This window comes from Onishia niordana, assembly GCF_004798965.1.
GTDB classification, from domain to species: domain Bacteria; phylum Pseudomonadota; class Gammaproteobacteria; order Pseudomonadales; family Halomonadaceae; genus Onishia; species Onishia niordana.
In genome coordinates this window covers 224,516-237,552 of the sequence record NZ_SDSD01000005.1, presented here as the reverse complement: position 1 = coordinate 237,552, position 13,037 = coordinate 224,516, and the positions used below count along the sequence as shown (strand labels likewise).

Sequence of the window (13,037 nt, the reverse complement as noted above, 5' to 3'; positions counted from 1 at the left end):
CCTAGAGAGCCGCCTTGAGGGCCTCGGCACGCATGGGCATATCACGCAACCGAACGCCGACGGCATGCTGGATCGCATTGGCGATGGCGGGCGCGACCACGGTAGTCCCGGGCTCACCCAGGCCCACCGGCATGGCGTCACTATCGACAAACTCCAGATCCATCTTGGGTACCTGGTTCATGCGCAGCGGCGTATAAGCGCCAAGATTCAGCGCCTTGGGCTTGCCCTTCTCGACCTCGGTGCCCTCGTAGAGGGCCATGGAAAGCCCCCACAGTAGCGAGCCTTCGAGCTGCGCCATGGCACCGTCGGGGTGCGCCAGCGTACCGGCATCGGCCACTGCCGTCAGGTGCTCGACATCGACCGAGCCGTCACCACGATTAATCTTGACCCGAGCGATACAGGCCACCCAGGTCGGCATGCTGCGCTCCTGACCGAAGGTCAGCGCCACGCCCATCCCCACGTCATCCGGCAGGCTGTCACGGCTGTCCCAGTCGGCCTTGGCCATCGCCCGTTCGAGCACCGCCCTGAGTCGCTCGGCACCGCCGACACTGTGCGGTGCCTGACCGGCGTTACGGCCTTCGGCGTTGAGCAATTCGAGGCGAAAGCGCGCCGGGTCCTTCCCGGCGGCCAGCGCCAGCTCGTCGATATGCTGCTCCACGGCCCAGGTCGTCCAGCCCGGCCCCACCGAGCGCAGGTAACCCGGCACAAAGACTTCATGCGCCTTGTGGTTTTGCTGCGCCCAGACGCGCTGTGCGCCCACGTCATACCAGTGATCGGCACCGCTGATGGCGAAGGAGTCGACCTTGCCACCGTCCTCGACCGGCTCGATGAGAAAGGCCGGCGCCATGGCGGCAGAAGGCCAACCGGCGGCCGCGGCATGCTCGGATGCCACGACCTTGCCATTGCCGTCGAGCCCGGAGCGCAGTCGCTGTACCGAGGGCGAGCGCACGCAGTCAAAGCGCGTATCGTCAGGGCGCGTGAAGAGCATCTTCACCGGACGCCCCAGCGCCTTGGCGGCCAGAGCGGCCGGAATGGTGTAGTCACCGTACAGGCGACGACCGAAGCCGCCGCCCAGGTAGTACTGGTGCAGAGTGATGTTGCTCTTATCGACCTGGAGCGCTTTGGACAGCATCCCCACCGCCAGCGTCTGCTGCTGGTTGCCGCAGTGCACGTGCCAATGGCCGTCTTCCTCGAACACGGTGGCGTTGACCGGCTCAAGCTGGAAGTGCAGCACACTCGAGGTGGTATAGGTGGAATCGATGACCTCGCTTGCCCCCTCGAGGCCGGAACTGACATCGCCGATATCGACGAACAGCGAACCGTTGTCGCGGCTTGGCGAGTTGACCAGGGTGTGGCCCTGCTCCTGGATATCCGCCTCGCTAATGTCATAGCTGTCGCCCCGCTGCCACTCGACCTTGAGGGCATCGGTTGCCCGCATCGCCGACGAATAGCTATCGGCAATCACGGCAAGCCAGCCCTGGCAGACGCCCGAGGGGTCGTCGAGTTCGATGGTCTGGCGATAGCCGTCGATCTGCTTGGCGGCGCTGTCATCGATCGAGACCGGCTTGGAACCGAAACGGGTCGGCGGCAGAACCGGGCGGGCATAAAGCATCTTGTCGACGGTGACATCGATACCGTAGATCGCCTCGCCATTGACCTTGGCCGGTACATCAAGGGCCGTGCCCTTGGTGCCCAGCACACGGCGCTCGCTTGCCGGTTTCAGGCTGATCTCCTTGAGCTCCTCCTCGGAGAAGGTCCGCTCGAGCCCTGCCTGAGACACGATCTCGCCATAGCTTACCGACTTGTCGCCGCTGATGACCTGCCCATGACGGGCCCGGCAATCGGCGGGATCGACATCAAGCAGCTTGGCACCGGCCTCGATCAGCGCAATACGCCCAGCCGCGCCGGCACGCGACAGCGGCAGATAGCTATGGTGCACCGACCAGCTACCACCGGTGACCATGTAGCCCCACTTCGGATCGCTATCGACATAGACGACTTCAATACTCGACCAGTCCGCCTCAAGCTCCTCGGCGACCAGACGCGCTAGACTGGTGGCGACATGCTGGCCCATTTCGGCCTTAGTGATGTGCACCGTCACCGTGCCGTCGGGGGCGATGGCATACCAGATCGTCGGCTCATAACGCCCGGCGGCCAGTGACTCGCTGGCCGAGCCATTATTTGCCGAGCCATCGCTTGCCGCAGCGGCTGCGCCGGAGAGACCGAACGCCATCATCGCCGAGCCGGCCATGGTGCCGATCAGAAAGCCGCGACGCGTGAAGCCCTCGCCACCGTTGCTCGAAATGTCATTGCCTTGGGCATCGCTGCCTTGCGCTTCAACAGCCGCCAGCTGGTCTTCAAACCTGGCCATGGGTCACCTCCTGATCACGGCTCGGGTCGAAGACGCCAACGCCGGCGGTGCTGGCCTCACTTGCCTGGCTAATCTCGGCGGCACGCTTCACCGCCCGATGAATGCGCACATAGGCCATGCACCGGCAGAGATTGCCGGACATGGCCTCGGTGACCTCCTCATCGCTTGGGTCCGGGGTACGGCTCAGAAAGTCGGCGGCCTGCATGATCTGGCCCGACTGACAGTACCCGCACTGCGGCACCTGGTGCTCCCGCCAGGCCTGCTGCAGGGGGTGGTCATCGTTGTCCGACAGCCCTTCGATGGTGACGACCTCACCACCTTCGGCGGCGGATACCGGTAGCACACAGGTACGCGTGGCAGAGCCGTTGAGGTGGACAGTGCAAGCGCCGCACTGCGCGATGCCGCAGCCAAACTTGGTGCCGGTCATGCCAAGATTATCCCTCAGAACCCACAACAGTGGGGTCTGAGGGGACACCTCGACGCTGACGGGCTTGCCGTTCAGGGTAAAGCTGGCCAAGGGGAATTCTCCTCCGGTGGTCATCGGCGACGCATTGCGCCGCACGTGCGCCGTGATCCGGCGTATCGTGTACATTATTAAATCGTGCACAATATTAGCAGGCTGACGGTTATTGTCGAATCAGCCCCGATTCGCCAGTCCACGTTGCCATCACGCTGTCGGTCCACAACCCCACAAAAAAACCCCGCCTCGAAGGGCGGGGTTGTTGATCGTGCGAGGCGCGCGAGTGCTTAGCCGATAGTCTCACCGGCCAGCATGAACCATGTCTCGAGCACCGCATCAGGGTTCAAGGATACCGAGTCGATGCCCTGCTCCATCAGCCACTTGGCGAGATCCGGATGATCCGAAGGTCCCTGGCCGCAGATGCCCACGTATTTGCCCTGCGCCTTGCAGGCCTGAATGGCCATCGACAGCAGCTTGAGCACCGCCGGATTGCGCTCATCGAACAGATGGGCAATCACGCCGGAATCACGGTCCAGCCCCAGGGTCAGCTGAGTCAGGTCGTTGGAACCGATGGAGAAGCCGTCGAAGTACTCGAGAAACTCATCGGCGAGCAGCGCGTTGGCCGGCAGCTCGCACATCATGATGACCTTGAGACCGTTTTCGCCGCGCTTGAGGCCATTCTCGGACAAGATGTCGATCACGCCGCTTGCTTCTTCGGTGGTGCGCACAAAGGGCACCATGATCTCGATGTTGTCGAGGCCCATGACATCGCGGACCCGCTTGATGGCCTGACACTCAAGGTCAAAGCAGGGACGGAAGGATTCCGACAGGTAGCGGGCGGCACCACGGAAGCCAAGCATGGGGTTCTCTTCGCCCGGCTCGTATTGCTTGCCACCGATCAGGTTTTCGTACTCGTTGGACTTGAAGTCCGACAGGCGCACGATCACTTTCTGCGGGTAGAAAGCCGCAGCCAGCGTCGAGATGCCCTCGACCAGCTTGTCGACGTAGAAGCTCACCGGATCATCATAGCCGGCGGTGCGCTGCTCGATGGTCTGCTGCAATTCTACCGGCTGGCTATCAAACTCGAGCAGCGCCCTGGGATGCACGCCGATCATGCGGTTGATGATGAATTCCAGACGCGCCAGACCGACGCCGGCACTGGGCAGGCTCGAGAAGTTGAAGGCACGATCCGGGTTGCCGACGTTCATCATGATCTTGAACGGCAGTTCCGGCATGCTATCGACGCTGGTGGTCTTGCACTCGAAGTCCAGCAGCCCCTCGTAGACATGACCGGTGTCGCCTTCGGCGCAGGAAACCGTGACCTCCTGGCCGTCGCGCAGCACACTGGTGGCATCGCCTGACCCAACGACCGCCGGAATGCCCAGTTCGCGGGCAATGATCGCCGCATGACAGGTGCGCCCGCCACGGTTGGTCACCACCGCCGAGGCACGCTTCATGATCGGCTCCCAATCCGGGTCGGTCATGTCGGTGACCAGCACGTCGCCGTCATTGATCTTGCCCATCTCGTCCGGGGTCATGATCACCTTGACCTCGCCGCTGCCGATGCGCTGTCCGATGGCGCGACCGGCGATCAGGTTGCGACCCTTCTCGCGCAGGTGGAAGCGTTCGAGCTTGCCACCCTCTTCCTGGGAGACCACTGTCTCGGGGCGTGCCTGGACGATGTAGACATGGTTGTCGTCGCCATCCAGTGCCCACTCGATATCCATCGGGCGCCCGTAGTGACGTTCGATGATCATCGCCTGACGGGCAAGCTCCATGACCTGTTCATCGTTGATGCAGAAGCGACCACGATCGGCGAGTGGCACGTCCACGGTTTCCACTGACTTGCCGGCGCTGGCATCACCGGTATAGATCATCTTGATCAGCTTGGAGCCCAGATTACGGCGCAGCACCGCTGGACGCCCCGCATCCAGCGTCGACTTGTGAACATAGAATTCATCGGGGTTCACCGCACCCTGAACCACTGTCTCGCCAAGCCCCCAGGAGGCCGTGACGAAGACGGCATCGCGGAAGCCGGATTCGGTATCGAGGGTGAACATCACGCCGGAGGCGCCGGTCTCGGAGCGCACCATCTTCTGGATGCCGGCGGACAACGCCACGTTCTCGTGGGCATAGCCGCGGTGCACTCGATAGGAAATCGCCCGGTCATTGAACAGCGAGGCGAATACCTCGTGCACGGCACGCTTGATGTTGTCGAAGCCTTCGATGTTGAGGAAGGTCTCCTGCTGCCCGGCGAAGGAGGCATCCGGCAGGTCCTCGGCGGTAGCGGAGCTTCTTACCGCAACCTTGAGGCTCGGGTGGCGCGCGACCATGTCATCGTAGGCCTCACGAAGCGCGGCCTCGAAGGTCGGCGGCAACGGCGTGTCGATCACCCACTGGCGAATCTCGGCCCCCGTCTTGGCCAGTGCCGCCACATCATCGACGTCAAGGCGAGCAAGCGCTTCATTGATGCGCTCGTTGAGGCCATCGTGAGCAAGAAATTCGCGATAGGCGTGAGCGGTGGTAGCGAAGCCACCAGGCACGCTGACCCCGGCATTGGCCAGGTTGGAGATCATTTCGCCAAGCGAGGCATTCTTGCCACCGACCCGCTCGACGTCGTTCATGCCCAGCTTATCGAACCACTCAATGTACTGATTCACGGACTCTTCCACGCGACCCCCTAGTCGACTGATGACGCTCACTGCCAACGATCGTTGCGATCGAAAGCCGCCACGGCTGAATGGGAAGAACCCTACCAAGGTAGGGCGATATTCGCCATTGGTCTAACAGCGAAGTCATTGGAGGATTTTTACAACACGAACCTTTTGGCGGCGTTTCCTGTAGTCAGGGCCTCGCCAGAAACCTCTCAAGCCGCAATGAAGCCGCTCGCTGCCACCCTGGAGAAGGCATGACAGCTCGCACGGCGCTTGCCGCGCCGGCCACTAGCCGAGACAATCACGCCATCACCTCGCCACTATTCGCCACTACTCGCCACTACTCGCCACTACAAGAACCGAAGGTTTCCCCATGACCCGCACCGCCTTTTTCATCTCCGATGGCACCGGTATCACCGCCGAGACCCTCGGCCGCAGCCTGCTGGCTCAGTTCGAGAGCGTCGAGATCCGCATGGTCACCAAGCCATACATCGATGACAACGAAAAGGCGCAGGAGCTGGTCGACAGCATCAATGCCACCGCGGCCCGGGACGGCGAGCAGCCAATCATCATCGATACCATCGTCGACGAGGACGTGCGTCGCATCGTCTCAACGGCGGAGGGCTTCAAGGTCGACATCTTCTCGACCTTCTTGAAGCCGCTGGAAGAAGAGCTCGCGACCCACTCCACTTATACGGTGGGCCGCACCCACTCGATCGGCCAGGACGAAGTTTACATGAACCGCATCGATTCGGTGCATTTCGCCCTGGACAACGACGACGGCGCGCGGCTCAACCAGTATGACAAGGCCGATGTCATCTTGGTCGGCGTTTCTCGATGCGGCAAGACGCCCACCTCGCTGTACCTGGCGCTGCAGTTTGGCATCCGCGCCGCCAACTATCCGCTCACCGAAGACGACTACGACGAAGACGGCAGCCTCAAGCTGCCCCGTGCCCTGGCGCCCTATCGCCACAAGCTGTTTGGCCTGACCATCGCCGCCCCTCGGCTGGCGGCTATCCGCAGCGAGCGCCGCCCCAACAGCCGCTACTGCTCGATGGACCAGTGCATGCAGGAAGTGGCCCAGGCCGAAGGGCTGTATCGCCAGATGCACATTCCCTACATCGACACCACCCGCTTCTCGATCGAAGAGATTTCCACGCGCATGATCGCCGAAGCCGGCCTGCAGCGTCGCTTTAGCCCGCGCTGAAAAACGACGCTTCCTAGCGCACCACGCCGAGATCCCGCAGCCTGGCAATATCCTCAGCCGACAGTCCCATCTCGGTGAGCACCGCATCGCTGTCGGCGCCAAGCGTCGGCGGCGCCGACTCGCTGGTGCATGAGACACCATCGAAGCGCAGCGGGTTACCCACCTGAGGCACGTCGATGCCATCACTCTCCAGATGCCTGACCAGGCCGCGATGCCGCACCTGAGCATCCTCGAGGGCTTCGGCGACGCTATGGATCGGCCCGGCGGGAACGCCGTGTGCCTCGAAGGCCGCGAGCCACTGATCCCGGGTGCCACGCGAAAGGCAGGCGGTGATCTTCTCGACCAGCGCCCCGCGATTGGCGACGCGAGCGGCATTGGTGGCATACGCCGGATCCTGAGCCCACTCGGGGCAGTCGAGCAGCGTGGCAAGCCGCGCGAACTGGGCATCGTTGCCGACGGTTAACACCAGGTAGCCATCGGCGCAGGCAAAGGCCTGATAAGGCACGATGTTGGGATGCGCATTGCCGTGGCGTTCAGGAGAACGGCCGCTGACCAGCGTATTCAGGGCCTGGTTGGCAAGCGTCGCCACCTGAACATCAAGCAGCGCCACGTCGATGTAGCGCCCGTGGCCGGTGCGCGAGCGTTCATCGAGTGCCGCGAGAATACCCACGGCGGCATAGAGCCCGGTCATCACATCGGTAATCGCCACCCCGGTCTTCATTGGCATGCCGTCCGGGTCGCCGGTCAGGCTCATCAAGCCCCCCATCGCCTGGATCATGAAGTCGTAGCCAGGCCGACCGGCATAAGGGCCATCCTGGCCGAAGCCTGTAATCGAGCAGCCGATCAGCCCCGGGTTCTCGGCTTTCAGGCTCTCATGGTCGAGGCCGTAGCGCTTGAGCCCGCCGACCTTGAAGTTCTCGATCAGGATATCGGCGCGGTTCGCCAGGGCACGGATCAGCGCCTGCCCCTCCGGCTGTGCGATATCCACGGCCAGCGACTGCTTGCCACGGTTGGCACACAGATAATAGGCCGCCGCCACCGGATCACCGGCGGCGTCTTCGAGCCAGGGTGGCCCCCAGGCGCGGGTATCATCACCGCGGCTCGGGTGCTCGATCTTGATCACTCGGGCGCCGAGGTCCGCGAGCAGTTGCCCGGCCCAGGGCCCCGCCAACACTCGCGACATATCCAGCACCACGCGCCCTTCTAGCGGTCCTGACATGGGCGTGACCTCCCTCCCGGACAGGCGTTCGGCCAGATCATTCGGCGGAAAACGCCTGGATACCGGTCTGGGAACGGCCAAGAATCAAGGCATGAATATCGTGGGTGCCCTCGTAGGTGTTGACCGCCTCGAGGTTCATCACATGGCGAATAACGTGGTATTCATCGCTGATGCCGTTGCCGCCGTGCATATCGCGGGCGACACGGGCGATATCCAGCGCCTTGCCGGCGTTGTTGCGCTTGATCAGCGAAATCGCCTCCGGCACCAGCTGGCCGTCATCGATCATCCGCCCGACCCGTAACGCCGCCTGCAAGCCAAGGGCAATCTCGGTCTGCATATCGGCGAGCTTCTTCTGGATCAGCTGATTGGCCGCCAACGGACGCCCGAACTGCTTACGATCCAGCGTGTACTGGCGCCCTGCATGCCAGCAGGCCTCGGCGGCGCCCATGGTGCCCCAGGCGATCCCGTAGCGGGCTCGGTTGAGGCACGAGAAAGGCCCCTTGAGGCCGGTGACGTTCGGCAGGCGCTGATCATCGCTGACCTCGACATCGCTCATCATGATCTGACCGGTGATCGAGGCGCGCAGGCTGAACTTGCCTTCAATCTTGGGCGCGGTGAGGCCCGGCATGTCTTTTTCGAGGATGAAGCCGTGCAGGGTGCCTTCTTCATCCCGGGCCCAGACCACGAACACATCGGCGATCGGCGAGTTGGTGATCCAGGTCTTGCTGCCGTTGAGGCGCCAGCCATCTTTGGTACGCACCGCACGAGTGCTCATGCCGCCGGGGTCTGAGCCGTGATCCGGCTCGGTGAGGCCAAAGCACCCCACCCACTCGCCACTGGCAAGCTTGGGCAGGTATTTCTCACGTTGCGCTTCGCTGCCGAAGGCATGGATCGGGTACATGACCAGGCTCGACTGCACGCTCATGGCCGAGCGATAGCCGGAATCGACACGCTCCACTTCCCGGGCGATCAGGCCGTAACTCACGTAGTTGAGCCCCGCGCCACCGTAGCCATCGAGGGTCGCCCCCAACAGGCCCAGCTCGCCCATCTCATTCATAATCTCGCGGTCGAAATGCTCGTGGCGATTGGCCTCGAGCACCCGCGGCAAAAGCTTGTCCTGGCAATAGTCGTGGGCGGTGCGTTGCACCATGCGCTCGTCTTCATCGAGCTGGTCGATAAGGCGGAAAGGGTCATCCCAGGTGACAGGGGTAATCTGGCTCATGCGGTACTCCCAAATAATATCGACATTTTGAAATAATGTAGATCAAACACCCTGCCCTGCCAAGCCGACCTTGGTCTCGGCCGGCTCTTTCACCTAGAGCCCGGCCCCGAAAGGTTGTGCCTCCGTGAGCGTAGATCAGCCAGCCCAAGCCCGTCAGATCAGCCCGTCAGCTCCAGCCCGCCATCGACGCCACGTTCCCTCATCAGCTCGAAGATTCAGGAGAAGACCGCTGCTGTCGCGCCAGCTCACCGCGCAGGCGCCACCAGGCGATACCCGCCATGATCAGGTTAGCCGCCAGCATGCCGGTGAAAATGCCGCTGGGCCCGGCCACCAAACTGCCGAGCCAGGCCAGGGGCACAAACAAGACGAACAGGCGTACCACGGAAAGCCCCATGGCATCGCGCGGCCGATGCAGGGCATTGAGCGAGGACACTGAAAGGATCACTACCCCCTGAGCCCCAAGCCCCAGCGGCACCAGCCAGATGAAGGCGCGCAGCACCTCACCCACCGCCGGCCCCTCGGCATAGTGCGCGGTCAGCCAGGGCGCCAGGATCTGAAGAGCAGCCCAGATCACCAGTTGCAGGATCAGCACGAAAACAAGGCAGCCGCCGATGGCACGACGCACCCGCGCCAGCTGGCCGGCACCTTGGTTCTGGCTGACCAGCGGCGAGAGCGTCATCGACAGCGCCAGCACCACGATCTGAGCGATGGCATCCAACCGCGAGCCGACCCCGAAGGCCGCCACCGCGGCATGGCCATGCTCGGCGACGATGCGCGTCACCAGCGCCATGGCCACCGGCGTAAACAGGCTGGTTACCGCCGCTGGCAGGGCAATACGCCCAAGCACCTGCCAGGATTCCGCCAGCGCCTTGAGCGTCATGCCCCGTAGGGCGATCAGGCCGCGAAGCCGTGGCTGGCAAATCAAGCCAAGCGTCATTAGCCCCCAGCTCAGCACTGTGGCAAGTGCGGCACCGGCAACCCCCATCGCCGGCACCGGCCCCCAACCAAAGATCAACAGCGGATCGAGTGCCATATTGAGCAATGCCGCCACGCCCATCGACAGTCCCGCTGCCAGGGTATTGCCGTGGGCACGCAGCACGCTGTTGATGATGCGCGGCGCGATCACCAGCGCAGCGCCCCAGTACCAGACACCCATATAGGCCTCGAGATAGGGCATCAGATCGGCATCGGCTCCCAGCAGCGAGAACAGCGCCTCGATGCTTGGCAACCCGGCAAGGGTGACCAGCGCCCCGACAAGCAGCGACAGCAACACCGCATCGGTGGCACGCCGCGCCACCCGGTCGTGATCGCCCTGGCCAAGCAAGCGCCCCACCACCGCCGAGGTACCGATACCCAGGCCAATCGCCAGGCTGATCACCGCGAAAACCACCGGGAAGGTGAATGACACCGCTGCCAATGGCACGGTGCCCAGCTTGGCGATGTACCAGGCATCGACCAGGTTGAAGGTCATCATCGCCAACATGCCGCCGATGACCGGCAGGGTCTTGCGTACCAGCGTGCGCGCAATCGGTGCTTCGAGCATTGAGCCGCGCCGGGCGGGGGATGGGGTAGACGGTGTCGACGTCATGGCAACCTCGGTCGAAAGGGGGCGTCATTGTGCCCCACTCCGGCCATGGCCCCAATGCGTGCTGGGTGTCGGGGCCTAATCGAGGCTCAAGGGTGGTCGCGGCGGCTCACTCCTTGTCTCGGCGATAGAGCCGCTGAATACTCGAGAAATCGAGCCCACCGCTGCCCTGTGCTGCATGCAGGGCGAAAAGATTGCGTGCCTGAGAGCCCATCGGCACCGTCGACTTTGACTTAAGCGCCAGCTCCCAGGCAAGCCCCAGGTCCTTGGCCATCAGGTCAGTCAGAAAGCCGCCTTGGTAGTCGTTCGAGGCCGGCGCTTTTTCCATCACCCCCGGCCAGGGGTTGTAGCCGTTAAGCGCCCAGTTGCCGCCGCTGCTCTCCTTCATGATCTCTGAAAGCACCGCCGGGTCCAGGCCATTCTCGACACCCAGCGCCAGGGCTTCGGCGGTGCCGCTCATGAGAATGCCGAGCAGCATGTTATTGCAGAGCTTCGCGACCTGCCCTGACCCGGTATCGCCGGCATGGAAGATGTTCTTGCCCATGGCCTCAAGTACCGGCCTTGCCCGCTCAAAGCCTTCCTCGCTGCCTCCGACAATAAACGTCAAGGTGCCGGCGACTGCGCCACCCACCCCACCGGATACCGGCGCATCAACAAAGGCAAAACCCCGCTCGGCGGCAGCGGCACCCACGGTGCGAGAATCATCCGGCGCGATGGTCGAGGCATCAATGATCAGCGGGTTTCCCGTCAGCGCAGCCAGCAGCCCTTGAGCGTCATCGTTGCCAAGATAAAGGCCCTTAACATGGGCACCGGCGGGCAGCATCGAGACCACCACATCCGCGCCCATGGTCACTGCTTCGGCGCTTTCCGCACGGTTGGCGCCGGCATCCTCGAGGGTTTGCATGGCCTTTTCCGACAGATCGAAGACGCAAACATCGTGGCCGGCCTTGACGAGATTGGTGGCCATGGGCGCCCCCATGTTGCCAAGACCGATAAAGGCGATACGCATGGTGAGGCTCCCTGTTCGTTGTTGTGTTGGTTGTTGTGTCGGTTGTTGTATTCGTTGCTGTGCTGGGCCGTTGAGATGGCGCCCAGTCATGCTCTGGTGAGGGCCATGCGCCGCGGATTACAGGTTGCGCAACGGGTGCGTCTCAGGATTCCACAGCGGGCGCAGCATGGCCTCGATATCGGCCTTGGGCACCTTGCCCACGCTGGTATGCGACCAGCGAGGCTGCTTGTCCTTGTCGATCAAAAGCGCCCGCACGCCCTCAGCGAGGTCTCCCCTCAGGCAGCACTGCACCGAGAGATTGAGCTCCTCGCGGAAGGCGTCGGCGAGGCTCGCCCGGGAATGCCGCTCGATCATCTGCCAGACCAGCTGGGCGCTCAGCGGGCAGCCCGCCGCAAGGCGCGCTCGATTGGCGGCGAGCCATGCATCCGAGTGGGTATCGTCAAGAATGCGCTCGGCTGCATCGGAGGCCGATGCGCAGGCGGTCAGGCGCTGAATATGATCGCGCTGCGGCCAGAGTTGAGCCGCCGGCGCCTGGTCGCGATCCTCGAATTGGTCAAGTACCTGACTGACCACCGCATGCACCAACTGGTTACTATCAGCCTCGCCGAAGCTGGCCCCGGCCAGCGCCTCGAGTAATGCCTCGCGACGTTCCCGAGGTACGAATCGATCGGCAAGGCCCAGGTCTAGCGCGTCGCGTGCATTAAGCTGAGCACCGGTCAGCCCCAGATAGGCGCCGATGCCTGGCGGCATGCGGTTGAGAAACCAGCTGGCACCGATATCCGGGTAGAGGCCGATGGTGATCTCAGGCATCGCCATCAACGAGGTCTCGGTAACCAGGCGGAAACCACCACCGGCCATCAGCCCCATGCCACCGCCCATCACGATGCCATCACCCCACACCAGCAGCGGCTTGGGGAAGCAGTGAATCTGATGATCGAGGCCATATTCGCCGGTGAAATAGGTCTCGGCGAAGGCACCGCCCTCGCCGGCCTGAATCGCCTTGTAGAGCGCCACCACGTCGCCGCCAGCGCAGAACGATTTCTCCCCGGCGCCCTCCAGCCAGACAGCCACCACCCGGTCATCGTCGGCCCACCGGGTCAGCCGGGCCGATAGCTGCTCAATCATCGCAAGCGACAGGGCATTCAGAGAGCGAGGTGCATTGAGGGTCGCCACGCCGATAAGGCATCCATCGCGTGTCGGGCGCTCCTCGAACAGCACGGGTGCATCGGTCATCGCTCGGGCTCCTTTAGCGGGTTGAGTGAAATAGGTTAATTAATGGTCGATCCATGACCGCGATAGCGACGCCTCGG

Annotated in this window: 9 protein-coding genes; 1 reads left to right on the top strand and 8 read right to left on the bottom strand. The window is 63.2% G+C overall.

What is annotated here, in order from left to right; translation table 11 throughout:
• Position 1: 1 nt before the first annotated feature.
• The 3 genes from ETC27_RS11510 to ppsA form a co-directional block, all read right to left on the bottom strand.
• Complete coding sequence (locus ETC27_RS11510) at positions 2 to 2,371, bottom strand: xanthine dehydrogenase family protein molybdopterin-binding subunit (protein WP_136255135.1); 2,370 nt, start codon at positions 2,369 to 2,371, stop codon at positions 2 to 4.
• Positions 2,358 to 2,963, bottom strand: coding sequence for a (2Fe-2S)-binding protein (locus ETC27_RS11505; protein ID WP_439331806.1), 606 nt, complete (start codon positions 2,961 to 2,963; stop codon positions 2,358 to 2,360). Before ETC27_RS11505 ends, ETC27_RS11510 begins: the two co-directional genes overlap by 14 nt.
• A gap of 155 nt (positions 2,964 to 3,118) precedes the next feature.
• On the bottom strand, positions 3,119 to 5,491 hold the full coding sequence (gene ppsA / locus ETC27_RS11500) for a phosphoenolpyruvate synthase (protein WP_136255134.1): 2,373 nt from the start codon (positions 5,489 to 5,491) through the stop codon (positions 3,119 to 3,121).
• 367 nt (positions 5,492 to 5,858) lie between these two features.
• Between ppsA and ppsR the strand changes: the two genes are divergently transcribed.
• Positions 5,859 to 6,692, top strand: a complete 834-nt coding sequence (gene ppsR, locus ETC27_RS11495) for a posphoenolpyruvate synthetase regulatory kinase/phosphorylase PpsR (RefSeq protein WP_136255133.1) — start codon at positions 5,859 to 5,861, stop codon at positions 6,690 to 6,692.
• Positions 6,693 to 6,705: 13 nt separating this feature from the next.
• On the opposite strand, the gene ETC27_RS11490 is transcribed toward ppsR, so the two are convergent.
• From ETC27_RS11490 to ETC27_RS11470, 5 genes are all read right to left on the bottom strand, one after another.
• The gene (locus ETC27_RS11490) at positions 6,706 to 7,911 is read right to left on the bottom strand and encodes a CaiB/BaiF CoA transferase family protein (RefSeq protein ID WP_136255132.1); all 1,206 of its coding nucleotides are present in this window, start codon (positions 7,909 to 7,911) and stop codon (positions 6,706 to 6,708) included.
• Positions 7,912 to 7,948: 37 nt separating this feature from the next.
• Entirely contained in the window at positions 7,949 to 9,133 is a 1,185-nt protein-coding gene (locus ETC27_RS11485) for an acyl-CoA dehydrogenase (RefSeq protein ID WP_136255131.1), read from the bottom strand.
• A 202-nt stretch (positions 9,134 to 9,335) separates the two neighbouring features.
• On the bottom strand, positions 9,336 to 10,721 hold the full coding sequence (locus tag ETC27_RS11480) for an MATE family efflux transporter (protein ID WP_136255130.1): 1,386 nt from the start codon (positions 10,719 to 10,721) through the stop codon (positions 9,336 to 9,338).
• 106 nt (positions 10,722 to 10,827) lie between these two features.
• The gene (mmsB, locus tag ETC27_RS11475; RefSeq protein ID WP_340162681.1) at positions 10,828 to 11,817 is read right to left on the bottom strand and encodes a 3-hydroxyisobutyrate dehydrogenase; all 990 of its coding nucleotides are present in this window, start codon (positions 11,815 to 11,817) and stop codon (positions 10,828 to 10,830) included.
• A 27-nt stretch (positions 11,818 to 11,844) separates the two neighbouring features.
• Complete coding sequence (locus tag ETC27_RS11470; protein ID WP_136255128.1) at positions 11,845 to 12,960, bottom strand: enoyl-CoA hydratase/isomerase family protein; 1,116 nt, start codon at positions 12,958 to 12,960, stop codon at positions 11,845 to 11,847.
• Positions 12,961 to 13,037 lie beyond the last annotated feature (77 nt).

Excerpts from the sequence above, each read along its gene's own strand:
- ETC27_RS11480 (WP_136255130.1), bottom strand. The coding sequence starts at position 10,721 with ATGACGTCGACACCGTCTACCCCATCCCCCGCCCGGCGCGGCTCAATG.
- ETC27_RS11510 (WP_136255135.1), bottom strand. The coding sequence starts at position 2,371 with ATGGCCAGGTTTGAAGACCAGCTGGCGGCTGTTGAAGCGCAAGGCAGC.
- mmsB (WP_340162681.1), bottom strand. The coding sequence starts at position 11,817 with ATGACTGGGCGCCATCTCAACGGCCCAGCACAGCAACGAATACAACAA.
- ETC27_RS11490 (WP_136255132.1), bottom strand. The coding sequence starts at position 7,911 with ATGTCAGGACCGCTAGAAGGGCGCGTGGTGCTGGATATGTCGCGAGTG.
- ETC27_RS11505 (WP_439331806.1), bottom strand. The coding sequence starts at position 2,963 with ATGTACACGATACGCCGGATCACGGCGCACGTGCGGCGCAATGCGTCG.
- ETC27_RS11470 (WP_136255128.1), bottom strand. The coding sequence starts at position 12,960 with ATGACCGATGCACCCGTGCTGTTCGAGGAGCGCCCGACACGCGATGGA.
- ETC27_RS11485 (WP_136255131.1), bottom strand. The coding sequence starts at position 9,133 with ATGAGCCAGATTACCCCTGTCACCTGGGATGACCCTTTCCGCCTTATC.
- ppsR (WP_136255133.1), top strand. The coding sequence starts at position 5,859 with ATGACCCGCACCGCCTTTTTCATCTCCGATGGCACCGGTATCACCGCC.